This window comes from Streptomyces sp. NPDC048349 (assembly GCF_040651925.1).
GTDB lineage: Bacteria > Actinomycetota > Actinomycetes > Streptomycetales > Streptomycetaceae > Streptomyces.
Map to the genome: position 1 here is coordinate 1 of NZ_JBEZLA010000048.1, position 23,327 is coordinate 23,327.

Genomic DNA, 23,327 nt, shown 5'->3' on the forward strand with positions numbered 1-23,327 from the left:
CGCGCACCCCACGCTCGGCCCCGGGCCCGCCGCGCCGGGCCCCCCCCCCGGGGGGGCGGCCCTTCGCGGGTCGGGGCGGCGGTTCAGCAGCCGCAGTCGTCCGAGTCGGTGGGGGCGGTCAGCGGGTCGGCCTCGGCGCGCTGCCGGCCGCCCTGCCAGGTCTCGACCTCGAAGCCCTCGCGGATCCAGTACTCGATGCCGCCGAGCATCTCCTTGACCTGGAAGCCGAGTTCGGCCAGGGCCAGTGCGGAGCGGGCGCCTCCGTTGCAGCCCGGCCCCCAGCAGTACGTCACCACGGGCACGTTCTTGTCGAGGAGCCGCTCGGCCTGTTCGGGGATGAGCGCGGTGGGCAGGTGGACGGCGCCGGGTACGTGGGCCTGGTCCCAGGAGGGCGTGGAGCGGGAGTCGACCAGCTGGAAGCCGAGGTCGGCGCCCTGTTCGCGGTGGGCCTTGAAGGCGGCGGCGACATCCGACACGTCCGCGTGGAAGGCGAGGCTCGCCGCGAAGTAGGCGGCGGCCGCGGCCGGGGAGGCCGGGGCCACCCGCAGAACGGGGTTGGCGGCGGTCGCGGGAGAGGTGTTCCGTGTCGTGGTCATGGCTCAGAATCTACGATCTGTTGAACCAGGCGGACAGGGGATTTCCCCGGCCTTTTGCTTGTCCGGCCGGGGAAATCCCTGCTAGACCTCCGGCATGACCGACTATTCCCCTGACGCCACCGACTGGCGGATCCTCGAGGCCCTCCAGCGGGACGGCCGCGCCAGCTTCACCGAGCTCGCCCGCTCCGTCTCGATGTCCGCGAGCGCCGTCACCGAGCGGGTCCGCCGCCTCGAGGAGGTGGGGATCATCACCGGCTACACGGCCGTGGTGGACCCGGAGAAGCTCGGCAAGTCGATCCTGGCCCTGGTGCGGCTGCGCTACCCGCACGGCAACTACAAGCCGTTCCACGACTTCCTGGAGGCCGCCCCCGAGATCCTGGAGGCGCACCACGTCACCGGTGACGACTGCTTCGTCCTCAAGGTCGCCGCACGGTCGATGGGGCACCTGGAAGAGGTCACGGGCCGCATCTCCGGTCTCGGCTCGGTGACCACGAGCATCGTCTACTCCTCGCCCCTGCCCCGCAGGCCGCTCAGTCCGTGAGCCCCGCCGTGCGGTGGCGCACCACCGAGCCCGCGCGCTGTTTGACGATCTCCAGCTGTGCCTGCACCCGGGTCCGCAGGTCGGCCACGTGGCTGACGATGCCGACGCTGCGGTCCCGCTCGCGCAGCGAGTCCAGTACGTCGAGCACCTCGTCCAGCGCCTGGTCGTCGAGGCTGCCGAACCCTTCGTCGATGAAGAGGGTGTCCAGGCGCATGCCGCCCGCTTCGTCGGTGACCACGTCGGCCAGGCCCAGCGCGAGGGCGAGCGAGGCGAAGAAGGTCTCGCCGCCCGAGAGGGTGGCGGTGTCGCGTTCGCTGCCGGTCCAGGCGTCGACCACGTGCAGCCCGAGACCGGACCGGCCCCGTCCGCTCGCCCTGGCGTCGGAGTGGACCAGGGTGTAGCGGCCGCCGGACATGCGCAGCAGCCGGACCGTCGCGGCGGCGGCCACCTGCTCCAGCCGGGCCGCCAGTACGTACGCCTCCAGCCGCATCTTGCGCTCGTTGTCGGCGGAGGTGCCGGCGGTCAGTCCGGCCAGCCGCGCCACCCGTTCGTAGGCCTCGCGCAGCGGGCCCAGGGCGCGCAGTTCCTGCTCGGCCTGCCGGGAGAGCCGGTCCAGCTCCGCGCAGCGGACCCGTGCGGCGTCGAAGGCCGACCCGGCCGTACGGAGCTTCGCCGCGGCCCGGGCCGCGTACGCCTCGGCCCGCTCCGGTTCGGCCGGGGGCAGGGCTGCGGCAGCGGCCGTGTCGGCTTCGGCGAGGCGGTCCGCCAGCATGGCTTCTTCTGCCTGCCAGGTGTCCATCCGGCGCTGGAGGGCGGTGCGTTCGTACTCGGGGAGGACCGCGGCGGCAGCGGCCTCGACGGTGTCGAAGCCGGCCTTGAAGGCGGCATCGGCGAGCTGGTCGTCGGCCTCCTTCAGCCGGGCGGCGGTGGTCTCGGCGCGGCGCAGCGCGACCGCGGCCGCCGACACCATCCGGACCCGGTCCTCCAGGGTCCGGGCGCGGGCCGCGACGGTCGGCGCGTCGGCCCGTACGAGGGCGAGCTCGGCCTCCAGCGCGGCCTGCTCCCGGTCGAGTTGCTCGCGGTGGGAGGCACGGGCGGCGGCCCGGCGCTCGGCGTCGAGCCGGTCGGCGCTGCGTGCGGCGTGCTCCCGCTCGGCGCGGGCGAGCTGCTCGCGGGCCGCGTGGAGTCCGGCGGCCGTGGCGTGCGCGGCGGCGTGCCGGGAGCTCAGGTCCGCGGTCAGGGCGAGGAGTTCGGCGGTGGTGGCGTCCCCGGCGGCGGCCGCGGCCTCGGCGCGGGCCTGCTCGTCGGCGGCCAGGCGGCGCTCGACGGCGGCCCTGGCTTCCTCGGCCCGCTCGAAGCGTGCGTGGGCGGCGTCCTCGGCGGCGCGGTCCACGTGGCCGGGGGCCGGGCGGGCCGGAGCGGGGTGGTGCGACGATCCGCAGACGGCGCAGGCCTCGCCCGCCACCAGCGCTTCGGCGAGCTCGGAGGCGATCCCGCGCAGCCGGGCCTCCTTGAGCTCCAGCCAGCGCTCGCGGGCGGCGGCCGACTCCTCGCGGGCGCGCAGCAGTTCGGCCGCGGCGCGTTCCGCGGCGGCCGCCAGCTCGTCGCGCCGCCGGGCGGCGTTCAGCTGGAGCCGGGCCGGCTCCAGCCTGCCCGCGAGCTGTTCGGTCAGGGTCGCGGCCTGCTGGGCGGCGTCCGCGCGGGCCAGCAGGGCCGCCCGGGTGGCCTCCCAGCGCTCCAGCCACTCGGCGGACTCCCGGTGCTGCTCCTCGGCGGCCCGGGACTCCCGTTCCAGATCGGCCCGCTCGCGGCCGATCTCCGCGCTGCGCTGCTCGGCCCGCCGGGCGGCGCCCAGCGCGCCCAGCTCCTCGCGCAGCCGCTGCTCCTCGGCGGCCAGTTGCCCGGTTCCGGCCTCCTGCAGCGATACCGGGAGGGCTGCGCGGGCGGCCGTCTCCGCGTGCGCGGCGGCCAGGTGCCCGGCGGAGGCCGCGCCGCGCAGCTCCAGGGCGGGAGCCACCAGGGCGCCGCGACGGGCCCGGTCCAGGAGGGCGCGCACCCGCTCCCGCTCGGGGGCGGCCTCGGCGAGGGCGGCGACCCGGCCGGCGGTCTCCGCGTGGCGCCGCTGGAGCCGGTCGAGTTCCCGCGCGTCCTCGGCGGCCCGACGGGCGGCGGCGTACCGGCCCTCGACGGCGGCGAGGGCCCACTCGGCGACGGTGAGCCGTTCGCGCGCGGAGCAGCGCGCGACGGCGGCCCAGGCCCGCACGGCCCCGGCGAGTCCCGGGTCGCCGGGCTGGTGCCGGGGCAGCGGCCAGGCCCGCAGGTCCGCGCTGTCACCGGCGGCCTGGGCGAGCCGCTGGGCGGTGTGCAGCACCTTTTCGTCCCCGGCGCGCACGTTGGCCTCGGCGGCCCGGCGGCGTTCGCCGAGCAGGGCCTCGACGGCGGCGAAGCGGCGGGTGTCGAAGAGCCTGCCGAGGAGCCGGCCGCGGGCGGCCTCGTCGGCGCGCAGGAACCGCGCGAACTCGCCCTGCGGCAGGAGCACCACCTGGCAGAACTGCTCGCGGCTCATCCCGAGCAGCTGCTCGATCTCCTCGCCGATCTCCTGGTGGGAGCGGCTGAGCGGCTGCCAGCCCTCGGCGGTGTGCTCGCGCAGCAGGCTCTGCGCCTTGTCCTTGGTGGTGCCGGTGCCGCGCTTCTTGGGGCGGTCCTGTTCGGGACGCCGGGTGATCTCCAGGCGGCGGCCGCCCGCGGTGAGTTCGAGGGTGACCTCGGTCGGGGTGTCGGCGTCCGCGTGGTCGCTGCGCAGGCTGGTGCCGGGGGCCTGGCGGGCGCCGGGGACGGAGCCGTACAGGGCGTAGCAGACGGCGTCCAGGACGGAGGTCTTGCCGGCGCCGGTGGGCCCGTGCAGCAGGAAGATCCCGGCTGCGGACAGGGCGTCGAAGTCGATGTCCTGTGGCTCGGCGAAGGGGCCGAAGGCCGTGACCTTGAGCCGGTGCAGCCTCATCGGTGGGTCTCCTGAAGGCTGTCGCCGGCCCGCACCTCGTCGAAGGCGCCCTGCAGGACGGCCCGTTCGGCCTCGTCCGGCTGGCCTCCGCCGCGTACGTGGGCGACGAAGTCCTCGGCGATCTCCTGGTCGCTGCGCCCCTTGAGCCGCTGGGCGTAGGAGACGCCGGTCTCCTCTTCGCGGCCCTCGGGGTCGAAGGCGAGGCTGAGGGTGTGCGGGAAGCGGGCGGCGAGCCGGGCCATGGGGTCGTCGGGGCGGACGGCGTCGGTGAGGGTGGCCTCGATCCAGGAGTCCTCGTGCCGGGCGTGCGCCGGGTCCGCCAGCAGGTCTTCCAGGGGCCCGCGCAGCCGGGCCAGGGGCCGCGGTACGGGGGTGTCGATCCGCTCGGCGGCGGCGATCTCGCCGTCCCCGCCCAGTTCGATCAGCCACATGCTCTTGCGGTGGTCGGCTTCGGAGAAGGAGTAGGCCAGCGGGGAACCGGAGTAGCGGACCCGTTCGTTGATCGTCTGACAGCCGTGGAGGTGGCCGAGGGCGGCGTAGTCCACCCCGTCGAAGACGGAGGCGGGCACGGCCTCGACCCCGCCGACGGAGATGTCGCGCTCGCTGTCGCTGGCCTGCCCGCCGGTGACGAAGGCGTGGGCGAGGACGATGGAGCGGGTGCCGGGCGCGCGGGCGGCGAGGTCGGCGCGGATCCGGTCCATGGCCGCGCCCAGCACCGCCTCGTGGCTCACCTTCTCGGCGTCGAACTCGTCCTTGACCAGGGCTGGTTCCAGGTAGGGCAGCCCGTACAGGGCCACCTCTCCGTGTGCGTCGGCCAGCACCACGGGGTCGGCGCAGCCGGCCGGGTCGGTCCTGAGGTGGATCCCGGCCCGGTCGATCAGTCCGGCCCCGACCCCGAGCCGGCGGGCGGAGTCGTGGTTGCCGGAGATCAGCACGGTGGGCACCCCGAGCGCGGCGAGCCGGTGCAGGGCCCGGTCGTACAGGTCGACGGCGGGCAGCGGGGGCACGGCCCGGTCGTAGACGTCCCCGGCGACGAGGACGGCGTCGACCTCGCGCTCGCGGACCGTCTCGACGAGGTGGTCGACGAAGGCGGCCTGGGCGCCGAGCAGGTTCACGCGGTGGAACGACCGGCCGAGGTGCCAGTCGGAGGTGTGCAGGAACTTCACTTGCCGGCCTCGCCGCACATGCCGTCTCCCCCTGGTGGTCTCCCGCTCGTGAACCCCTCTACGCTAACGCCTCCGCCGCGCCCCTCAGGGCGCGTACGTCTCGCCGCCGAGGGTGAGGGTGGCGCTGCCCGCCGTGGTGTCGGCGAGCCAGGCCTCGAAGGCGGGCAGGTCCGCCTCCGGGAGGGCGACCTCGATCTCGACCGCGGCCCCGTAGCGCAGGTCCACCACGGTCCGGCCGGTGGAGCGCAGGTCGTTCTGGGTCTTGCCGGCGCGCTGGTGGTCGACGGTGACGGTGGCCAGCCGGTAACGGCGCCGGGTGACGGTGCCGAGCGCGTCCAGGGCCTCGCCGACGACTCCGCCGTAGGCCCTGATCAGACCGCCGGCTCCGAGCTTCACCCCGCCGTAGTAGCGGGTGACGACGGCGACCGCGTAGCGGATGTCCCGGCGCATGAGCATCTGCAGCATGGGCACCCCGGCGGTGCCACCGGGCTCCCCGTCGTCGCTGGCCTTCTGGACGGCCGCGTCGGCGCCGACCACGTACGCGAAGCAGTTGTGCGTGGCGGTGGGGTGCTCCTTGCGGATGCGCGCGACGAAGTCCTGCGCCTCCTGCTCGGTCGCGGCGGGCGCGAGCGAACACAGGAAGCGCGAGCGGTTGATCTCGGACTCGTGCACGCCCTCGCGGGACACCGTCACGTACTGGTCTGCCTTCACCGCTCCACCCTACGGGGAATCGGACATGTGTCCTTTCGGTTGATCCTGCTGAGCGCGGGGCCACGAGGCCCGCAGGGCGGAGGCTCGCGCGCTGAGCGGGCCCGAAGAGGCATGATCCCGCAGAGCACGATTTTCCGAAGAGCAGGGCCCGCAGAGCGGGGTCCGACCAGCAGGAGGCGGCACACGTGTACGGCGATCCGGCGACCATCCGCAAGATCCTCACCGAACTGGGCGACACCTGGGCCGTGGTGGGCCTCTCGAACAACCGCAACCGGGCGGCCTACGGGGTGGCCCGCGTCCTCCAGCAGTTCGGCAAGCGGGTCGTCCCCGTCCACCCCAAGGCGGAGACGGTGCACGGGGAGCCCGGGTACACCTCGCTGGAGGCGATCCCCTTCAAGGTGGACGTGGTGGACGTCTTCGTGAACAGCGAGCTGGCGGGTCCGGTGGCCGACCAGGCGGCGGCACTCGGCGCGGACGCCGTCTGGTTCCAGCTGGGCGTGATCGACGAGGCGGCCTTCGAGCGCACCCGCAAGGCCGGCCTGACGATGGTCATGGACCGCTGCCCGGCGATCGAGATCCCGGCGCTCTAGCCGGCGGCCCCAGGTCGTCTCTTTCGGATCTTGCCAGCGCGGGTCAGGCACGATCCGAAAGAGACGGCCTAGACGGGCGCGGAGACCGGCGGCACCGATACGGCGAGGGTCATCTCCATCGGCACGGAGCCGTCGTTGCGGTAGCCGTGCGGGAGGTTGGCCTCGAAGGCGGCCGCGGCACCGGCCGGTACGAGGAAGCGCTCCTCGCCGACCAGCAGGGTCAGCTCCCCCGCCGTGACGTGCAGCATCTCGATGGTGCCGGCGGGGTGGGGGGCGGATTCCGTGGCCTCGCCCGGCACCAGGTGCCAGGTCCACAGCTCCATCGGCCCGCGCTCGTCGGTGCCGATCAGCATCGTCGTCGAGCTGCCCGCCTCGCTCGACCAGATCCGTACCGTCCGGTCCGGCGGGACGATCCGTACCTGCGGGCCGCGGCCGTGGTCGAGGAGCGTGGAGATGCTGACGCCGAGCGCGTCGGCCAGCTTGACGGTGGTGCCGACGCTGGGGTTCGTACGGGCCTGCTCGATCTGGATGATCATCCCGCGGCTCACTCCCGAGCGGGCCGCGAGGGAGTCCAGCGTGAAGCCGCGCTCTGCGCGCCACCGCTTGAGGTTGCGGGCGAGTGTCTGGGTGAGCTGTTCGAGATCCGACACATTCCGTCCAATATTTTGGATGACACAGTCCAGTAGAGTGAACTACCGTGCGGAGTCTTCGATGCTGCACTCCACCGTTCACCGCACTGTACTGCGAGGCCTGCCATGACCGCCCTCTTCGCCTTGGCCACCGCCGTACTGTGGGGCCTCGCCGACTTCGGCGGCGGGCTGCTGACCCGCCGGATACCGGCGCTGACGGTGGTGGTCGTCTCGCAGGTCGCCGCCGTCCTCGTGCTCGGCGCGGTCGTCCTCGGCACCGGGGCCTGGCGCGAGGCAGGGCCGCAGCTGTGGTTCGCGGTCGGGGCGGGCCTGGTCGGACCGGTGGCCATGTTCAGCTTCTACAAGGCGCTGGCACTCGGACCCATGGGCGTGGTCTCCCCGCTCGGCTCCCTCGGCGTCGTCGTGCCGGTCACCGTGGGGCTGGTGCTGGGCGAGCGGCCCGGCCCCGGGCAGTTCGCGGGCATCGCCGTGGCCGTCGTCGGCATCGTCCTGGCGGGCGGCCCGGAACTGCGGGGCGCGCCCGTCCAGCGGCGGGCCGTCGTCCTCACCCTGATCGCCGCGTTCGGCTTCGGCGCGGTGATGGCCCTGATCGCCGAGGCCTCCGCCACCGTGACGGGGCTGTTCCTGGCGCTGTTCGTGCAGCGGGTGACCAACGTCGCCGTGGGCGGCGCCGCCCTGTGGGTGCGGACCCGGCGCGGCACCCCCGCACTCCCGTCGGGCACCGGCCCGCGCGTCCTGTGGGGGCTGATGCCCGCGCTGGCCTTCGTCGGCCTCGCGGACGTCGCGGCGAACGGCACCTACTCGATCGCCGCGCAGAACGGCCCCGTCACCGTCGCCGCCGTGCTGTCCTCGCTCTACCCGGTGATCACCGCGCTCGCCGCCTTCGCCGTACTGAAGGAGCGCCTGCGCCCGGTCCAGGCGGCGGGCGCCGGCCTCGCCCTGGCAGGCACGGCCCTGCTGGCCGCAGGCTAAACCGTCCCGGCCTTCTCGGCGTCCACGAGCCCGGCCTCCCCGACCTTGATCCGCGCGGGATCGCCCTGCGCCGGCTGCGCCTCGGCAAGCTCGGCCTGCTCCGGCCCGGCCTGCTCCGGCTCGACCTCCGCCGCCTCGGCCTGCGCCGGCTCGACCTCCGCCGCCTCGACCTCCGCCGCCTCGATCTCCGCCAGCTCCGAGTCCGTCAGCTCCGCCAGGCCGCGCAGCTGCTCCGGGGTCATCCCGTCGGGGATCGGCACCGGCGCCGGCGTGCGCAGGGGCGGCTGCCAGCCGGTCTCCGGCTCCCAGCGCCGGACCACGCGGGCCGGGGCACCCGCCACCACGGCGTGGTCCGGCACCTCGCCCCGTACGACGGCGCCCGCGGCCACCACGACGTTGCGCCCCAGCCGCGCGCCCGGCAGGACGACCGCGCCCGTGCCCAGCCAGCAGCCCGGCCCGATCTCGACCGGCGCGCTGCGCGGCCACTGCCTGCCGACGGGCTGGTGCGGGTCGTCGTAGCTGTGGTTCGTGGAGGTGATGTAGACCCCGGGGCCGCAGAAGGTGTCGTTGCCGATGGTGATCGGAGCGTCGGCGATCACGTGGCTGTCCCGGCCGATGACGACCCCGTCGCCGAGGACGAGCATCGGCTCCGTGCCGAGGTCCAGGCCCGGCATCATCCCGGCGGTGAGAGTGACCTGCTCGCCGATGATGCAGTGGTCACCGAGCCGGATCCACGCCTCGCCGAAGACCGTGCCCTGGGGGAAGGCGAGCCGGGTCGCGGGCCCGATCGCACCGAACCGCAGCCGCCCCGGGGTCTGCGCGGTGACCGCGCCGGCCTGCTGCATCCAGCGCCAGCCCGTGTGGACCGCCCGGTTCGCCAGCCGGCGGCGCAGGGCCGTCAGAGATGAGAACGTGTTCTGATTCTTCGGCACCCGGCCACGGTAGTCCGCCGGGAGCCGGTCGTCCGGACCGCGATCCTGTGATCTTCACCCCATCGCGGGCCCGGCCGGGTGCGTGCCCTACCGTGCCGGTAGCGCGGCTCACGGAAACAGAGGAAATGATCATGACGCAGCATGCGACGCAGGGCCAGGCACTCATCGCGGGCGTGGGCGGCAAGCAGCCGTCCGTCGACCCGACCGCCTTCGCCGCACCCACCTCCGTCGTCGTCGGCGAGGTCACCCTGGCCGCCGGCGCGAGCATCTGGTACTCGGCGGTGCTGCGCGCCGACTGCGGCCCGATCGCGCTCGGCGCCGACAGCAACGTGCAGGACAACTGCACGGTCCACGTGGACCCCGGGTTCCCCGTGTCGATCGGCGAGCGCGTCTCCATCGGCCACAATGCGGTCGTGCACGGCTGCACCGTCGAGGACGACTGCCTGATCGGCATGGGCGCGACCGTCCTCAACGGCGCGGTCATCGGCGCCGGCTCGTTGGTCGCCGCCCAGGCGCTCGTTCCGCAGGGGATGGTGGTCCCGCCCGGCTCGCTGGTGGCGGGCGTGCCGGCCAAGGTGCGGCGCGAGCTGACCGAGGAGGAGCGCGAGCACATCAGGATCAATGCCCAGATGTACGTGGAACTGGCCAAGCAGCACCGCGCCTCGGTGACCCCGGACGCCTGAGGCCCGCCCCGGCCGGCGTCCCGCGCCGCCCGGAGTGCGACAGGACACCCGTCGTACTCCGGGACGCGCGGGCCGGGCGCCGTGCGCGACGCTCAGTCGCGGACCGCCACCCGGGCCTCGGCCTGCGCGGGCACCCCGGACCCGGCCTGCGCCGATGCGGCCGCGGCCGCCTTCTTCATGCGGCTGCGCACCACGAGCGTCACCGCGAGCCCGAACAGCACCGCGAGGCCCAGTGCCAGCCAGGAGAACCGCTTCAGCCAGGGTTCGGCGACGATCCCGACCGAGTAGATGACGGCCGTGGTTCCGCCCGCCCAGAGGATCCCGCCGAAGATGTTGGCGATCAGGAACTTCCAGTACGGCATGTGCAGGACGCCCGCCAGCGGCCCGGCGAAGATCCGCAGCAGCGCCACGAACCGCCCGAAGAAGACGGCCCACATGCCCCAGCGCTCGAAGGAGCGTTCCGCCAGGGCCACCTGGTCCGGCCCGAAGTGCTTGGGGAAGCGCCGGCCCAGCTTCTCCAGCAGCGGTTTGCCGCCCCTGCGCCCGATCGCGTAGCCGATCGAGTCGCCCACGATCGCCCCCGTGGTCGCGCAGATGCCCAGCACCACGGGGTCGACATCACCGTGCTGGGAGGCGAGCAGGGCCGAGCTGACCAGGATGATCTCGCCGGGCAGCGGGATGCCGAGGCTCTCCAGCCCGATGACCAGGCCCACGAGGAGATAGATGCTGACCGCCGGAATCGTCTCCAGCCATTCCTGGATGTGCACCGGTACGTCCTCCCGAATCGTCCCCGGCGCGCCCCCTGTGACACGCCGAACGGGCAGCCTATCGGCTCCCCACCACCGCCTTTGACCTCAGTGGCAGTTCGCGCGAGGAACGGCCCGCGAACACCTCGCGGCGGCCGGAACCCAGCACCCAGGCGTGCCGTACCGGGTCCCACGAGGACAGCGTCCGGGCATCGATGTCGATGACGATCCGCTCCGCCTGCCCCGGCGCGAGGGTCAGCCGCCGGTAGCCGGCCAGCGCGCGCACCGGCTGGTCCAGCTCGAGCTCCGCCGACGGCCCCACGTACACCTGCGCCACCTCGGTGCCCTTGCGGCGGCCGGTGTTGCGGACGGTGAACTCCACGCGCAGACCGTCGGGCCGTCCCGCGACGGTGCCCGGCTGGACGGTCAGCCTCTCGTACTGCCAGGTCGTGTACGAGAGCCCGTACCCGAAGGGGAACAGCGGCGCCACGCGCTGCGCGTCGTACCAGCGGTGGCCGACATGGACGCCCTCGCCGTACTCCTGCCGGCCTCCCGCTCCCGGGTAGCGCTTGGGGTCCCCGCCCATCGGCGTCGCCTGCTCGTCGGCCGGGAAGGTCTGGGTGAGCCGGCCGCCCGGGTCCACGTCCCCGAAGAGGATGTCGGCGGTGGCGCCCGCGCCCTCCTGGCCGGGGTAGTACATCTGCAGCACCGCCCCGGTCCGGGCGAGCCACGGCATGGCCGTGCTCGAGGAGGTGTTGAGCACGACCGTCGTGCGCGGGTTGGCGGCGGCGACCGCCTCGATCAGCGCGGCCTGCCCGCCGGGGAGCGCCAGTGTGCTCCGGTCCCTGCCCTCGGTGGCGTCCTCGTAGGCGAACAGGACCACGCTGCGGGCCGCCTTCGCGGTCTTCACCGCCTCGGCGACATCTGCGGCCCGGGTGGCGCTCGTGGTGTGCCGCAGCCGCAGGCGCTGCCCCTTGTCCCCGCCCCGGGCGGTTACGGCGAGCCGGTGGACGCCCGCCTTCAGGGCGAGCGTGCGGCGCCGGACGCTCATGCCGTCGGGGGCGGAGCCGAGCAGTCCGCCGGCGAAGGACTCGGCTGCGCCCTGCCGGACGGGGAACAGCTCCTCCCCGTCCAGGCGCACGCCCGGCCGCTGCCCGGTGTAGTGGACGAGCAGGGTCCACTCGTCGTCGGCCGCGAGCCGGAACTCGCCCTCGTACCTCCACTCGCGCCCGGCGTCCACCGCCCGGTCGTCCAGCCCGGCGGGCGGCGAGAGCAGGGCCGCCGGCAGGGGCCGGCCGTACAGGTCCTCGCCGAGGGCGTAGCGCACGGCCGAGCCGTTCCCGGCGCGCTGCCGGATGGCGGTGAGCGGGGAGAGCGCCCCGTCGGGGATCACGTGGGCCCGCCCGCCCCCGCCGACGAAGGGGACCTGGCCGGTCGGTCCGATCACGGCGATCGAGCGTGCGGCGGCGCCGGTCAGCGGCAGGGTGGCGTGCTCGTTGCGCAGCAGCACCGCCCCGGCGGCGGCCACCTTGCGGGCCACCCGCGCCCCGGCGGCCGCCTCGCGGGCGGGCCGCGCGGCGGGCGGGGCGGTCAGCAGCCCGAAGCGGTCCATGGTGGTCAGGATCCGGCGCACGGCGAGGTCGACGGCGCCCTCGGGGACGGTGCCGGCGCGCACGGCCTCGCGCAGCGGACTGCCGAAGCGGGTGCCGGCGGGCATCTCCATGTCGAGTCCGGCGCCGATGGCGGCGACGGTGCTGTGGGTGGCGTCCCAGTCGGACACCACCCAGCCGCCGAACCCCCAGGCGTCGCGCAGCACGTCCTCGAGCAGGGGGACGCTCTCACTGGCGTGGACGCCGTTGACCTTGTGGTGCGCCCCCATCACGACGCCCGCGCCGGCGGCCGCGGCGGCCTCGAAGCCCCGGAACTCGGTCTCGTGGAGGGTCTGCTCGTCGGCGTAGACGTCGAGGGTCTCGCGGCCGTGCTCCTGGTTGTCCAGGGCGAAGTGTTTGACGGCGGCGATGAGCCCTTCGTCCTGGATCCCGCGGACCACTTCGGCGGCGAGGTCGGCGGTGAGGCGCGGTTCTTCGGCGAAGGCCTCGAAGTTCCGGCCCGCGTACGGGGTGCGGATGAGGTTGGCCACGGGCGCCAGGAGGACGTCCTGTCCGAGCGCGCGGCCCTCGCGGCCCAGGACGCGGCCGTACGCGCGGGCCAGCGCCGGGTCGAAGGCGGAGGCGAGCAGGACGGGGGCGGGCAGCGCGGTGGCGGGTCTCGCGACGCGCACCCCGGCGGGGCCGTCGGCGAGGCGCAGGGCGGGGATGCCCAGGCGCGGGACGCCGGGGACGTATCCGGCCTGTCCGAGGGGGGCCGGGTCCGGGCCGCCGTGGAGGAGGGCGGTCTTCTCATCGAGGGTGAGCCGCTCCAGGAGGGAGTCGATCCGGGCGGCGCCGGCGGGCCCGGCGGGCGGCGCGGGGGCGGGGGAGGCTCCCGTACGCAACTGCGCGCCCGTCGGCACGGTGGCCACGCACCCGCCCGCGCCCAGGCCCACCACGGCGAGCAGCCGCATCGCGGAACGTCTGGACACGGACTCGCTCATGCGCGCTCCCTGCGACGTCAGCCGGAGGGGGCGGCCCGCGCCGGACCGCCCCCCACCCACTGTGCGCCGCGCCGCCCGGAGGCCCCGGCATGACGCGCCACCGCGCCGCCCGGTTTCAGCCCTGCGGCGGCTGCGGCACGGGGTCGGCGTCCCGTCGGGGCTCGTCGCGCAACTGGACGCGTGCCTCGGTGCGGTGCCCGCGGGCGATGTAGTCGCGCACGACGGCCTCCACCGCGTCCTGCGGCGATCCGACCCCGGCGAGCACCATCACCTCCACCACGAGCTCGGCGTCGAGGCTGATGTTGACCTTGGCCACGGTTACCCCTCCATCGTCGTGCGAGGGACTCTAGCCGGGGCCCGCCGACGAATCCCGCGGTTCCCGCCCCGTCGCCTGGCCACGGGACCATGGTCTCCCCCGGCTGACCGGCCCCGTACTGGGCCCCCGCCCGGGAGGGGCGGGGGCCGTCGCGTTCTCCGTGCCTGCGCGGAAGGCGCGGTCAGGCGTTGGGGCGGAGGGTCCAGACGACGGTCATCTCGCCGGTGACGGCCTCGTCCTCGCGCTGGATGGCGATGGTGACCGGGAACTCGGGGCGGCCGCCCGCGTCGAGTTCGGCCACGACCTCCGCCGCCGGGCGGCCGAGGGTGGCGGTGGCGGTCACGACGCCCTTGGCGAGCTTCTTGTAGCCGATCTCGGCCTTGACGGCGAGGGGCACGGCGCGCGACAGCTGGTCGCCGAAGGCGGCCAGGACGATCGCGCCGCTCGCGGACTCGGCGAGCGTGAACATGGCGCCGGCGTGCGGGCCGCCGACGTGGTTGTGGAAGTCGGGCTGGTCCGGGAGGCGGACGACCGCGCGCTCGGGGGTGGTCTCCAGGAACTGGAGGTTCAGGGTCCGGGCCATCGGCACCGTCGCGGCGAGCAGTTCGCCCACGTTCATCTGATCTGCGCTCATGGAACGCGATGTTACCCGTGAGTAGACACCCTTGGCCAGAGCCGGACCGGGGGCGGCCGTGGCCCGCCGCGCCCGCTCCCACTATCGTTACCGGCCATGTGGCCAGGACAGCAGCAGCCGCCCGGGGGCGAGCAGAACCCCCAGGACGCGCACCAGAACCCGTACCAGCAGCAGCCGGCACAGCCGAACCCGTACCAGCAGCAGCCCGGTTACGGATACCCGCAGCAGCCGGGGTACCAGCAGCCCCCGACCGTTCCCGGCCAGCAGTGGGGGCAGCCCCAGCCGCCCCAGCAGCCCCCGGGGCAGCCGGGGCAACCGGGCGGCGGCGGGAGCCCCTTCCAGACCAAGACCGTGGCGATCGTCGCCGCGGCCGCCGTGGTCGTGGCGGCCGCCGCGACCGGCGCGTTCGTCCTGACCAGGGACGACAAGAAGATCGACGAGGCGGACTCCAAGCCCTCCGCCTCCGCCTCGGCGTCCGCCGCGCCGGCCCCCTCCGGCAGCGCCCCGAACCCGCGGGCCGAAGGCGACGCGAAGCCCGTGGTCGCCGGGTGGAAGGTGGTCATCAACCCCAAGCACGGCACCGCCTTCGACGTCCCGCCGGAGTGGAACGTGCTCGGCTCGGGCATGTCGGTGGGCTTCGAGGACGAAGCGAAGAAGGACGGTTCGGCCTTCGTCATGATGTCCGCGCCGGCCTACCTCAAGGAGGACTGGTGCAAGGTCGACTCCAACAAGGACGGCCGTGAGGAGACCACGTCGCTGGCCGGCACCGGCACCAAGGGCGGCCAGGGCGCGAAGGACACCGCCGAGCTCGCGCGCAACGCGGCCGGCAGCTGGGCGTACGGAGGGTACGGTCAGCCGCACCCCATCGAAGTCACCAAGATCTCCGAGGCCAAGGAGTACACCTCCCTCTCCGGCCTCAAGGGTCACATGGCCACGGCGACCGTGAGCGGCCTGGCGAAGGACAGCAAGTGCGACTCCGACGGCAAGTCCATCGCCTTCGCCTTCAAGAACGCCAAGGGTGACTTCGCCAGCTGGATCCTCTACAGCGCCGCCGGCGTCCCGGACGAGGTCAGCAAGGAAACGATGGAGAAGATCCTCAGCACGGTCCGCCTGTCCGGCGGCTGACTTCCTGCCCCTCTCCCCCCGGGCCCGTAATCCGTTTGGATTCCCGGCCCGGGGCGGGGATAGTCCGGGGGTGAGTTCTCCCCCCACCGCCGCCCCGCCCCGCACTCCCGCACGGCGCAGCAGGCCCGCCTGGGCCGGCCGCAACTACACCCTGCTGACCGGCGCGGCGGTCGTGACGAACCTCGGCAGCCACGGAGCACTCATCGCCGCCGCCTTCGCGGTCATGGACGCCGGCGGGTCCGGCTCCGACGTCGGCCTCGTCGCCGCGGCCCGCACGCTGCCGCTCGTCCTGTTCCTGCTCGTCGGCGGCGCGCTCGCCGACCGGCTGCCGCGCCACCGCGTGATGGTCGCGGCCAATGCCCTGAACTGCCTCTCCCAGGCCGCGTTCGCGCTGCTCGTCCTCGCCGGCGACCCCCGGCTGTGGCAGATGATGCTGCTCACCGCGCTGTGCGGCACCGGTACGGCCTTCTTCAACCCGGCAGCCGAGGGCATGCTGTTGGCCACCGTCTCCGGCGAGCACGCCAACCGTGCCTTCGCGCTCTTCCGCATGGCGATGAACGGCGCGGGCATCGGCGGCGCGGCGCTCGGCGGGGCGATGATCGCCGCGATCGGCCCGGGCTGGGTCCTGGCCGTGGACGCGGCCGCCTTCGCGGTCGCCGGCGCCCTGCGGGCCTTCCTCGACGTCGGCCACGTCCCCGACCGGGCGCCCGGCGGCGGCCTGTTGGCCGACCTGCGCGAAGGCTGGGTGGAGGTCAGGACCCGGCCCTGGCTGTGGAGCATCGTGCTCCAGTTCTCCGTGGTGGTCGCCGTCGTCGGGGCCGCGGAGGCGGTCTACGGTCCGCTGGTCGCCCGGGACCGGCTGGGCGGGCCCGCCCCCTGGGGCCTGGCCCTTGCCTTCTTCGGCGCGGGCACCATCGCGGGCGCCGTCCTGATGATGGCCTGGAAACCGCGCCGGCTGCTGCTGGTCGGCACCTTGTGCGTGTTCCCGCTGGCCCTGCCGTCGGCGGGACTGGCCGTACCCCTGCCCGTATGGGGTCTGTGCGCGGTGATGCTGGTCAGCGGCCTGGCCATCGAGGTCTTCGGCGTGAACTGGATGACGACGATGCACCAGGAGATCCCGGAGGAGAAGTTCTCCCGGGTCTCGGCCTACGACTGGTTCGGCTCGGTGTCGATGCTCCCGCTGGCCACCGCCCTCGCGGGCCCGGCCGAGTCGGCCTTCGGCCGCACCGGCGCCCTGTGGGGCTGCGCGGCCCTGGTGGTCCTGTCCACGGCGCTGGTCCTGCTGATCCCGGACGTCCGCCGCATGACCCGGCGTTGAGCCCGCCCGGGGAGCGGTGCGGCAGCCGCCCGCTCAGCCCAGGCTGAACGCCCCCTGCGGCGGCTGCGGCGACGCCACCGCGTCCGCGTCGCCCACCGGCAGCGCGCCCCGCATGAACCGCGCCAGCGGATCCCCGAACTCGACCCTGGCGGGGAACGCGTCCGCCGCGCACCGCCGGGCCAGCGCCGCCACCGGCAAGCCGGCGTCGGACGCCAGCAGCACCGCGTTGCCGAACCGCCGCCCCCTCAGCACCGCCGGCTCCGCGATCAGCGCGAGCTCCGCGAACGCGGCGCCGAAGTTGGCCAGCTGCGTCCGCAGGAACGCGAACGGAGCCCCGTCGGCCAGGTTCGCCGCATACACCCCGCCGGGCCTCAGCACCCGCGCCGCCTCCCGCGCGTACTCCACCGAGGTCAGCTGCGCCGGCACCCGCGAACCGCCGAACACATCGGCCACCACCACGTCCGCACTCGCGGCGGGCGCCGCCGCCAGCCAGGCCCGGGCCTCGGCCGCGTGGACCGTGACACCCGAACCCGTGGCCAGGGGCAGGTGCCCGGCGACCAGCTCCACCAGACCGGCGTCGAACTCCACCACCGTCTGCCGGGACCCCGCCCGCGTCGCCGCGGCATAGCGCGGCAGGGTCAGGGCGCCGCCGCCCAGGTGCAGGAGGTCGAGCGGGGCACCCGGCTCGGCCGCGCAGTCCAGTACGTGCGCGAGGCGGCGTGCGTACTCGAACTCCAGGTGCTCGGGGTCGTCCAGATCCACGTACGACTGCGGCGCCCCGTCGACGGTCAGCAGCCAGGCCCGCTCCCGGTCCACGTCCGGCATCAGCTTGGCGGTGCCCTGGTCCACGTCCCGGATCACCGGGATCTGCTCGTCGCTCACCGCACCATTGTCAGGCCGACCAGACCGCGGCCGCGTCGGCGGCGTGCGCGGGGGCCTGCGCCAGCCCGGCGCGCGCGGCCGGGTCCCGCCGGGCCGGATCCAGGACGTTGCGCCCGAAGGCCTTGCGGGCCGCGGCCGACGGGGTGATCAGCAGCACCCGGGCGCCCGCTTCCCGCAGCCTCGCCGCCTGCGCGGCGGGCGAGGGGACGAGCTTGGAACCGAGGGCGATGGGGGCGAGGATCACCACCCGCGCGTAACCGGCGGCGAGGTCCGCGTTGGTCGCCGACCGGGTCCCGCCGTCGATGTACCGCCGCCCGCCGATCGTCACCGGCGGCCACACGCCCGGCACCGCGCAGCTCGCCGACACCGCGTCGACCAGGCCGGTGCCGCTGTCCCGGTCGAAGTCGGCCGGCTCGCCGCTGAGCGCGTCGACGGCGGTGACGACGAACCGGCGCGCGGGCCACTCATGCGAGACCAGCCGCTCCGCCAGCACCTTGCGCCGCTCCGCCTCCTCGCCCGCGGCGGCCGCCAGCGCGAGGGCGCCGACGTGGCGGCGGTAGGCCGCCGCGTCCCGGGACCGCACCATGGCCATGGCGTAGCGGGCGATCAGGCCCGCCCCCAGCCTCGCGGCGCTCTCCGCCGTTGCGGCGCCGAGCTGGCGCTCGTAGAGCTCCTGCGGGGTGAGCAGCCCGGAGGTGAGCTGGGCGCCGACCACCGATCCCGCCGAGGTGCCGACGACGAGGTCGGCGGTGGTCAGGTCCACCCCCGCGCGGGCGAGCCCGTACAGGATGCCGCTCTCCCAGCCCACGCCGGTGAGTCCTCCGCCGCCGAGCACCAGTGCCGTGTCGCCGCCCATGTCCGTCCGCCCGCCCCTTCGCCGCATGCCTGTGGTGACGGCAGTCTCGCTCAGGCGGACTGCCGCCACCACGGCGGGGTCGGGGTCGTCCTGGACGCCCGCTCGGGCGGGACGACCGGTCAGGCGGGACGGCCGGTCAGCCGAGCACGGCCGTCACCGTCCCCGCGCCGACGGTCCGCCCGCCCTCTCGGATCGCGAAGCCGAGCCCCGACTCCAGCGGGACGTCCCGGCCGAGCTCGACGGTCATCGCGACCGTCTCCCCCGGCCGGGCCACGCCCGCCGCGCCCAGGTCCACGTCCCCCACCACATCGGCGGTACGGACGTAGAACTGCGGCCGGTACCCGGTGGCGACCGGGGTGGTACGGCCGCCCTCGCGCGCCGAGAGCACGTAGACCTGCGCGGTGAAGCGCCGCCGGGGCGTCACGCTGCCGGGCGCGGCCACCACGTCGCCGCGGCGCACCTGGTCGCGGTGCACTCCGCGCAGCAGCAGCGCGACGTTGTCGCCCGCCTCCGCGGACTCCATCGGCTTGCCGAAGGTCTCCAGCCCCGTGACCACGACGGGGTCGCCGGTGCCGTCCCCGCCCAGCAGGCTGACGCGGTCGCCGAGGCGGATGGTGCCGCGCTCCACGGCGCCGGTCACGACCGTCCCGCGGCCCGTGATCGTCAGCACGTTCTCCACCGGCAGCAGGAACGGCGCCTCCGTGTACCGCTGGGGCGTCGGCACGTACGTGTCCACCGCGTCCAGCAGCGCCCGGATCGCCTCGGTCCACCGTGGGTCGCCCTCCAGCGCCCGCAGCCCGGAGACCCGTACGACCGGCGCGCCGTCGCCGCCGTAGCCGTGCGAGCTGAGCAGCTCGCGGACCTCCAGCTCGACCAGGTCGGTCAGCTCCGGGTCCCCGGCGTCGGCCTTGTTGAGCGCGACCACGATGTGGTCGACGCCGACCTGCCGGGCGAGGAGCACGTGCTCGGCGGTCTGGGGCATGACCCCGTCGAGCGCGGAGACGACGAGGATCGCCCCGTCGAGCTGCGCGGCGCCCGTGACCATGTTCTTGATGTAGTCGGCGTGGCCGGGCATGTCCACGTGGGCGTAGTGGCGGGTGTCGGTCTCGTACTCGACGTGCGTGAGGTTGATGGTGATCCCGCGGCGGGCCTCCTCGGGGGCCCGGTCGATGCGGTCGAAGGGCACGAAGGAGGCGCCCCCGCGCTCGGCCAGGACCTTGGTGATGGCGGCGGTGAGGGTGGTCTTGCCGTGGTCGACGTGACCCATGGTGCCGATGTTGAGGTGCGGCTTGGTGCGCACGAAGGCCGTCTTGGCCATGATGTCTTCCCGTGTTCTTCGAAGCGTGAACGGGACCCCTGAGTCCGGCCGACCCTCCCCCTGCGGGGTCCGCCGGACGGTCCGGGAAGGGTCAGCTTCGTGCGCCGTCGAATGCGGCGAAGGGGAATGCCCCTGCGGGGACGGCAGCCTTCGGCGCGTCCGCGACTGCGGACGGTGCGACGGGGAAGGCGTACCGGGACATGCCCCTGATCCTGCCGGACGCCCCCCGGCCCGTCGAACGAATTACCGCCGCCCCCGACCGCGTCGCCCGAACGCCCGCGCCCGTACAGCGGCGCGCGGACCTCACCGTGAACGCCCGCGCCTGTACAGCGGCGCGTGGTCGTCACCGTGAACGCCCGCGCCTCTACGGCGGCCCGCGGACCTCACCGTGAACGCCCGCGCGCTCAGAGGTTCTTCAGCGCCTCCCGCACGGACAGCGGCGACAGAAGGTCCCCTTCGGACGCGACGAACGCGCGCACCGCGTCCGGGTCCGTCTTCGCGTACTCCCGCAGGCACCAGCCGATGGCCTTGCGGACGAAGAAGTCCGGGTGGCCCGCCTGTCGGCGGCAGTAACCGAAGAGGCGGCCGGTGTCCGTGGCGGACTTGTAGCGGAGCTGGTGGAGCAGGGCGGTGCGGGCGAGCCAGAGGTCCTCGTCGCCGATCCACTCGTCCATCACCGCCGCCAGCGCCGGGTCGGCGGCCACCAGCGGGCCGACCGTGTGCGCGGCCAGCAGGTCGACCGTGTCCCACCACGGGACGGTGGTGATCAGGTGCCGGACCACCGGCAGCAGATCCGAGGAGCACCGGGAGACGTGCCGGCGCAGGTAGTCCACCGCGAAGTAGTGGTACTCGCGCTCCGGCAGGCCCCAGCAGCGCAGCGCGACCGCCGCGCAGTCCGCCTCCGACGGCCGGGGCGTGTCCTTGGTCACCGTCTTGGACAGCTCGCGGCGCAGGGGGGTGGGGATGCCGAGGAAGGGCGCGACGTCCTTCATGTACGCGGCCATGACCCGGGCCCTCCCGGGGTCGGCGGCGCCCGCGTAGGTGCCGGTCAGCCGCTCCAGGAGGGCGTCCGCGAGGGCGCTGCGCGGCACGCTCGGTGGCCGCCGGTCGTTCCTGGGCATGAGGCCCAGATTACGGCGGACCGCCGCATGCGTCGGCTAGTCTCCCGGGATGCCTCTCCTCCTCGCGCCGTGGACCCGGCTGTCGCTGCTGGTCGTGCTGCTCGTGGCGGCCGGCGTGTGCGTGCTGCTGTACGAGCCCCAGCGCGTGCTGTCGGAGGGCTGGCCCCCGGGGCTCCCGGTGGGTACGGCGGTGGCGCTGTTCGCCGCGGGGTACGGCGTGTGCGCGGCGGCCTTCGTGCCCCGCCCCCTGCTCAACCTGGCCGCGGGCGCCGTCTTCGGCACCCAGTTCGGCCTCCTCGCGGCGGTCGGCGGCACCGTGCTCGGCGCCGGGATCGCCTTCGGCCTGGGCCGCGTCATGGGCCAGGAGGCACTGCGCCCGTACCTGCGCGGGCGCTGGCTCCGGGCGGCCGACGGGCAGCTCAGCCGGCACGGGTTCCGCTCGATGCTGGCCGTCCGCCTCTTCCCCGGAGTGCCCTTCGTGGTGGCCAACTACTGCGCGGCGGTGTCCCGCTGCGGGTGGCTGCCGTTCCTCGCCGCCACGGCGCTGGGGGTCGTCCCGAACACCACGGCGTACGTGATCGCGGGGGCCAGCGCCTCCTCCCCCGGATCGCCCGCCTTCCTCGTCTCGTTCGGCTTCATCGTGGTCTCCGTCGTGGCCGCCGGGGTGGTCGCCTGGCGCAAGCGGCACCGTCTGGCACCGGCCCCGATCCCCGCGGCGCCGTGCGAACTGGCGCCCCAGCACCCCCCTGTGGTCACCGGCGCCTCGCACGGGCCCTAGCATCGGACCCGAACTGCCCGACGATCACAAGGACGAGCGCACCCCGACATGAGCTGGTTCGAATCCCTAATCCTCGGTCTCGTCCAGGGGCTTACGGAGTTCCTCCCGATCTCCTCCAGCGCGCACCTGCGGCTGACCGCGGCGTTCGCCGGCTGGCACGATCCGGGAGCGGCCTTCACCGCCATCACGCAGATCGGCACCGAAGCCGCCGTACTGATCTACTTCCGCAAGGACATCGCGCGGATCATCTCCACCTGGTTCCGCTCGCTCTACACCGCGTCGCTGCGCTCCGAGCAGGACGCCAAGATGGGCTGGCTGGTCATCGTCGGCTCGATTCCGATCGGTGTCCTCGGCCTCGCCTTCAAGGACCAGATCGAGGGTCCGTTCCGCGACCTGCGGCTGATCGCCACCACGCTCATCGTGATGGGCATCGTGCTGGGCGTCGCCGACCGGCTGGCGGCCCGCGACGAGGAGGGCGGCCGGCACCGCGCCATCCGCGAGCGCAAGACCCTGCGCGAACTGGGCGTCAAGGACGGTCTGATCTTCGGCCTCTGCCAGGCGATGGCCCTGATCCCGGGCGTCTCCCGCTCGGGCGCGACCATCTCCGGCGGTCTGCTGCTCGGCTTCACCCGTGAGGCCGCGGCCCGTTACTCCTTCCTCCTCGCGATCCCGGCCGTGCTGGCCTCGGGCGCGTTCGAGTTGAAGGACGTGGCCGAGAACCCGGGCCACATCTCCTGGGGTCCGACGATCTTCGCGACGGCCATCGCCTTCTTCGTCGGCTACGCGGTCATCGCATGGTTCATGAAGTTCATTTCCACCAAGAGCTTCATGCCGTTCGTGATCTACCGGATCCTGCTGGGCATCGCCCTGTTCGTGCTGGTCGGCACCGACGTGCTGAGCCCGCACGCCGGCGAGTCCGGCCAGTAGGGGGACTGCGCTCACCACCCCGCATGAACCGTGGGCCGCCCGGGAACGTTCCTGGGCGGCCTCCGCGTCGTTGTGCCAGGAGAGAGCTGAAGGCGAGAAGCAGGGGGTGTCCCATGCGTCGGGTGGTTCTGGAGCGTTTTCCGGCCGGAAGTCCGCGGGGAAGCTGGCCCGCGGAGGAGTACGCCGCGCAGCGGATGCGCGAGGGCGTACCGGCCGAGGTGGTGATGGATCTGGACAGCGACGCGTTCCTCGTCGTGGTCCGGCAGCGGGAGGTGTATTCCGGTCACTGAGGGGCCCGGGCGAAGGTCCGGGGGGCGCACGCCCCTTGGCCTGGTGCCCCGGCAGCCCCACACTTGCCCGATGACGCAGCGTGTGGACCTCGCCACGGTCATGGACCGGCTGGCGATCGACGAGGTGGTCACGGGGTACGCGGTGGCCGTCGACGACGGCGACTGGGCGGCCTACCGCGCCCTGTTCACGGGGGCCGGCCGGGCCGACTACAGCTCGGCGGGCGGGATCGAGGGACCCGCCGGGCAGGTCGCCGACTGGCTCGCCGAGACCATGAGGCTCTTTCCGGTGCGTCAGCACCTGATCGTCAACCGGCTGATCCGGCTGGAGGACGTGTGCGGCTCCCCGGGCGACCGGGCCGAGGTGCGGGCGGACTTCCTCAATCCGATGCGGCTGGCGGGGGACGAGTTCGACGGTACGGTCACGGCGCCCAACTTCGTCGCCGCGGGGCGCTACGCCTTCGCGCTGGCCCGTACGCACGACGGGTGGCGGCTCACCCGCGTCACCGTGCACGAGAAGTGGCGGCACGTCTCCGCCTGAGCCCGGCCGGCCCGGTGGTCCGGCACTGCCACACTGGAAGCGG

At 74.3% G+C, this 23,327-nt stretch carries 23 protein-coding genes and 1 pseudogene; 10 read left to right on the forward strand and 14 right to left on the reverse strand.

Annotated features, from left to right (window positions below):
• Window positions 1-83 precede the first annotated feature (83 nt).
• Window positions 84-596: a rhodanese-like domain-containing protein gene (locus AB0D44_RS24240; RefSeq protein ID WP_362594590.1), complete on the reverse strand. Its 513-nt coding sequence runs from the start codon at window positions 594-596 to the stop codon at window positions 84-86.
• 94 nt (window positions 597-690) lie between these two features.
• On the opposite strand from AB0D44_RS24240, the gene AB0D44_RS24245 reads away from it, so the two are divergent.
• Window positions 691-1,137: an Lrp/AsnC family transcriptional regulator gene (locus AB0D44_RS24245; RefSeq protein ID WP_362594592.1), complete on the forward strand. Its 447-nt coding sequence runs from the start codon at window positions 691-693 to the stop codon at window positions 1,135-1,137.
• Here the strand turns inward: AB0D44_RS24245 and AB0D44_RS24250 are convergent.
• From AB0D44_RS24250 to AB0D44_RS24260, 3 genes are all read right to left on the reverse strand, one after another.
• On the reverse strand, window positions 1,127-4,138 hold the full coding sequence (locus AB0D44_RS24250; protein WP_362594594.1) for an SMC family ATPase: 3,012 nt from the start codon (window positions 4,136-4,138) through the stop codon (window positions 1,127-1,129). The two genes, AB0D44_RS24245 and AB0D44_RS24250, sit on opposite strands and share 11 nt — an antisense overlap.
• Window positions 4,135-5,304, reverse strand: coding sequence for an exonuclease SbcCD subunit D (locus AB0D44_RS24255; protein WP_362594596.1), 1,170 nt, complete (start codon window positions 5,302-5,304; stop codon window positions 4,135-4,137). Before AB0D44_RS24255 ends, AB0D44_RS24250 begins: the two co-directional genes overlap by 4 nt.
• Window positions 5,305-5,388: 84 nt before the next feature.
• A complete protein-coding gene (locus tag AB0D44_RS24260) occupies window positions 5,389-6,015 on the reverse strand; it encodes a YigZ family protein (protein ID WP_362594598.1) in 627 nt (208 codons plus the stop codon).
• Between the two features lie 185 nt (window positions 6,016-6,200).
• Between AB0D44_RS24260 and AB0D44_RS24265 the strand changes: the two genes are divergently transcribed.
• On the forward strand, window positions 6,201-6,605 hold the full coding sequence (locus AB0D44_RS24265) for a CoA-binding protein (protein WP_362594600.1): 405 nt from the start codon (window positions 6,201-6,203) through the stop codon (window positions 6,603-6,605).
• Between the two features lie 68 nt (window positions 6,606-6,673).
• Here AB0D44_RS24265 and AB0D44_RS24270 read toward each other — a convergent pair whose 3' ends face one another.
• Window positions 6,674-7,255 carry an XRE family transcriptional regulator gene (locus AB0D44_RS24270; RefSeq protein WP_362594602.1) on the reverse strand — a complete coding sequence of 194 codons (582 nt, stop codon included), beginning with the start codon at window positions 7,253-7,255 and terminating at the stop codon, window positions 6,674-6,676.
• 105 nt (window positions 7,256-7,360) lie between these two features.
• Between AB0D44_RS24270 and AB0D44_RS24275 the strand changes: the two genes are divergently transcribed.
• Window positions 7,361-8,227 (forward strand): DMT family transporter, encoded by an 867-nt coding sequence (locus AB0D44_RS24275; protein ID WP_362594604.1) that lies wholly within the window; start codon window positions 7,361-7,363, stop codon window positions 8,225-8,227.
• Here AB0D44_RS24275 and AB0D44_RS24280 read toward each other — a convergent pair.
• Complete coding sequence (locus tag AB0D44_RS24280; protein ID WP_362594606.1) at window positions 8,224-9,159, reverse strand: acyltransferase; 936 nt, start codon at window positions 9,157-9,159, stop codon at window positions 8,224-8,226. The two genes, AB0D44_RS24275 and AB0D44_RS24280, sit on opposite strands and share 4 nt — an antisense overlap.
• 131 nt (window positions 9,160-9,290) lie before the next feature.
• Between AB0D44_RS24280 and AB0D44_RS24285 the strand changes: the two genes are divergently transcribed.
• Window positions 9,291-9,842 (forward strand): gamma carbonic anhydrase family protein, encoded by a 552-nt coding sequence (locus AB0D44_RS24285; RefSeq protein ID WP_362594608.1) that lies wholly within the window; start codon window positions 9,291-9,293, stop codon window positions 9,840-9,842.
• Between the two features lie 92 nt (window positions 9,843-9,934).
• Here the strand turns inward: AB0D44_RS24285 and AB0D44_RS24290 are convergent, their stop codons facing one another.
• From AB0D44_RS24290 to AB0D44_RS24305, 4 genes are all read right to left on the reverse strand, one after another.
• Window positions 9,935-10,609 carry a DedA family protein gene (locus AB0D44_RS24290; RefSeq protein ID WP_362594610.1) on the reverse strand — a complete coding sequence of 225 codons (675 nt, stop codon included), beginning with the start codon at window positions 10,607-10,609 and terminating at the stop codon, window positions 9,935-9,937.
• A gap of 58 nt (window positions 10,610-10,667) precedes the next feature.
• Entirely contained in the window at window positions 10,668-13,181 is a 2,514-nt protein-coding gene (locus AB0D44_RS24295) for a glycoside hydrolase family 3 C-terminal domain-containing protein (RefSeq protein ID WP_362594612.1), read from the reverse strand.
• 115 nt (window positions 13,182-13,296) lie between these two features.
• Complete coding sequence (locus AB0D44_RS24300) at window positions 13,297-13,497, reverse strand: type II toxin-antitoxin system VapB family antitoxin (RefSeq protein WP_362594614.1); 201 nt, start codon at window positions 13,495-13,497, stop codon at window positions 13,297-13,299.
• 181 nt (window positions 13,498-13,678) lie between these two features.
• The gene (locus tag AB0D44_RS24305; protein WP_078904414.1) at window positions 13,679-14,131 is read right to left on the reverse strand and encodes a DUF4442 domain-containing protein; all 453 of its coding nucleotides are present in this window, start codon (window positions 14,129-14,131) and stop codon (window positions 13,679-13,681) included.
• A gap of 96 nt (window positions 14,132-14,227) precedes the next feature.
• Here AB0D44_RS24305 and AB0D44_RS24310 point away from each other — a divergent pair, with 96 nt between their 5' ends.
• Both AB0D44_RS24310 and AB0D44_RS24315 read left to right on the forward strand, forming a co-directional pair.
• Window positions 14,228-15,256: a hypothetical protein gene (locus AB0D44_RS24310; RefSeq protein ID WP_362594616.1), complete on the forward strand. Its 1,029-nt coding sequence runs from the start codon at window positions 14,228-14,230 to the stop codon at window positions 15,254-15,256.
• A gap of 70 nt (window positions 15,257-15,326) precedes the next feature.
• A pseudogene (locus AB0D44_RS24315) lies at window positions 15,327-16,571 on the forward strand (MFS transporter); the annotation flags it as partial.
• Between the two features lie 36 nt (window positions 16,572-16,607).
• On the opposite strand, the gene AB0D44_RS24320 reads toward AB0D44_RS24315, so the two are convergent.
• The 4 genes from AB0D44_RS24320 to AB0D44_RS24335 form a co-directional block, all read right to left on the reverse strand.
• On the reverse strand, window positions 16,608-17,399 hold the full coding sequence (locus tag AB0D44_RS24320) for a fused MFS/spermidine synthase (protein ID WP_362594696.1): 792 nt from the start codon (window positions 17,397-17,399) through the stop codon (window positions 16,608-16,610).
• Window positions 17,400-17,466: 67 nt separating this feature from the next.
• Complete coding sequence (locus tag AB0D44_RS24325; protein WP_362594618.1) at window positions 17,467-18,312, reverse strand: patatin-like phospholipase family protein; 846 nt, start codon at window positions 18,310-18,312, stop codon at window positions 17,467-17,469.
• Window positions 18,313-18,448: 136 nt separating this feature from the next.
• Window positions 18,449-19,630 (reverse strand): elongation factor Tu, encoded by a 1,182-nt coding sequence (gene tuf / locus AB0D44_RS24330; protein ID WP_362594620.1) that lies wholly within the window; start codon window positions 19,628-19,630, stop codon window positions 18,449-18,451.
• A 404-nt stretch (window positions 19,631-20,034) separates the two neighbouring features.
• The gene (locus AB0D44_RS24335) at window positions 20,035-20,751 is read right to left on the reverse strand and encodes a DNA alkylation repair protein (protein ID WP_362594622.1); all 717 of its coding nucleotides are present in this window, start codon (window positions 20,749-20,751) and stop codon (window positions 20,035-20,037) included.
• Between the two features lie 49 nt (window positions 20,752-20,800).
• Here AB0D44_RS24335 and AB0D44_RS24340 point away from each other — a divergent pair, with 49 nt between their 5' ends.
• The 4 genes from AB0D44_RS24340 (at window position 20,801) to AB0D44_RS24355 (ending at window position 23,284) form a co-directional block, all read left to right on the forward strand.
• On the forward strand, window positions 20,801-21,529 hold the full coding sequence (locus AB0D44_RS24340; RefSeq protein WP_362594624.1) for a VTT domain-containing protein: 729 nt from the start codon (window positions 20,801-20,803) through the stop codon (window positions 21,527-21,529).
• A 48-nt stretch (window positions 21,530-21,577) separates the two neighbouring features.
• Complete coding sequence (locus tag AB0D44_RS24345) at window positions 21,578-22,456, forward strand: undecaprenyl-diphosphate phosphatase (protein ID WP_362594626.1); 879 nt, start codon at window positions 21,578-21,580, stop codon at window positions 22,454-22,456.
• A gap of 113 nt (window positions 22,457-22,569) precedes the next feature.
• A complete protein-coding gene (locus tag AB0D44_RS24350) occupies window positions 22,570-22,746 on the forward strand; it encodes a hypothetical protein (protein ID WP_361766639.1) in 177 nt (58 codons plus the stop codon).
• Between the two features lie 70 nt (window positions 22,747-22,816).
• Window positions 22,817-23,284, forward strand: coding sequence for a nuclear transport factor 2 family protein (locus tag AB0D44_RS24355; RefSeq protein ID WP_362594628.1), 468 nt, complete (start codon window positions 22,817-22,819; stop codon window positions 23,282-23,284).
• The last annotated feature ends 43 nt before the right edge of the window (window positions 23,285-23,327 follow it).

Coding starts and splice junctions, on each gene's coding strand:
- AB0D44_RS24240 (WP_362594590.1), bottom strand. CDS start 596: ATGACCACGACACGGAACACCTCTCCCGCGACCGCCGCCAACCCCGTT.
- AB0D44_RS24245 (WP_362594592.1), top strand. CDS start 691: ATGACCGACTATTCCCCTGACGCCACCGACTGGCGGATCCTCGAGGCC.
- AB0D44_RS24250 (WP_362594594.1), bottom strand. CDS start 4,138: ATGAGGCTGCACCGGCTCAAGGTCACGGCCTTCGGCCCCTTCGCCGAG.
- AB0D44_RS24275 (WP_362594604.1), top strand. CDS start 7,361: ATGACCGCCCTCTTCGCCTTGGCCACCGCCGTACTGTGGGGCCTCGCC.
- AB0D44_RS24285 (WP_362594608.1), top strand. CDS start 9,291: ATGACGCAGCATGCGACGCAGGGCCAGGCACTCATCGCGGGCGTGGGC.
- AB0D44_RS24295 (WP_362594612.1), bottom strand. CDS start 13,181: ATGAGCGAGTCCGTGTCCAGACGTTCCGCGATGCGGCTGCTCGCCGTG.
- AB0D44_RS24305 (WP_078904414.1), bottom strand. CDS start 14,131: ATGAGCGCAGATCAGATGAACGTGGGCGAACTGCTCGCCGCGACGGTG.
- AB0D44_RS24310 (WP_362594616.1), top strand. CDS start 14,228: ATGTGGCCAGGACAGCAGCAGCCGCCCGGGGGCGAGCAGAACCCCCAG.
- AB0D44_RS24320 (WP_362594696.1), bottom strand. CDS start 17,399: ATGCCGGACGTGGACCGGGAGCGGGCCTGGCTGCTGACCGTCGACGGG.
- AB0D44_RS24325 (WP_362594618.1), bottom strand. CDS start 18,312: ATGGGCGGCGACACGGCACTGGTGCTCGGCGGCGGAGGACTCACCGGC.
- tuf (WP_362594620.1), bottom strand. CDS start 19,630: ATGGCCAAGACGGCCTTCGTGCGCACCAAGCCGCACCTCAACATCGGC.
- AB0D44_RS24335 (WP_362594622.1), bottom strand. CDS start 20,751: ATGCCCAGGAACGACCGGCGGCCACCGAGCGTGCCGCGCAGCGCCCTC.
- AB0D44_RS24340 (WP_362594624.1), top strand. CDS start 20,801: ATGCCTCTCCTCCTCGCGCCGTGGACCCGGCTGTCGCTGCTGGTCGTG.
- AB0D44_RS24345 (WP_362594626.1), top strand. CDS start 21,578: ATGAGCTGGTTCGAATCCCTAATCCTCGGTCTCGTCCAGGGGCTTACG.
- AB0D44_RS24350 (WP_361766639.1), top strand. CDS start 22,570: ATGCGTCGGGTGGTTCTGGAGCGTTTTCCGGCCGGAAGTCCGCGGGGA.
- AB0D44_RS24355 (WP_362594628.1), top strand. CDS start 22,817: ATGACGCAGCGTGTGGACCTCGCCACGGTCATGGACCGGCTGGCGATC.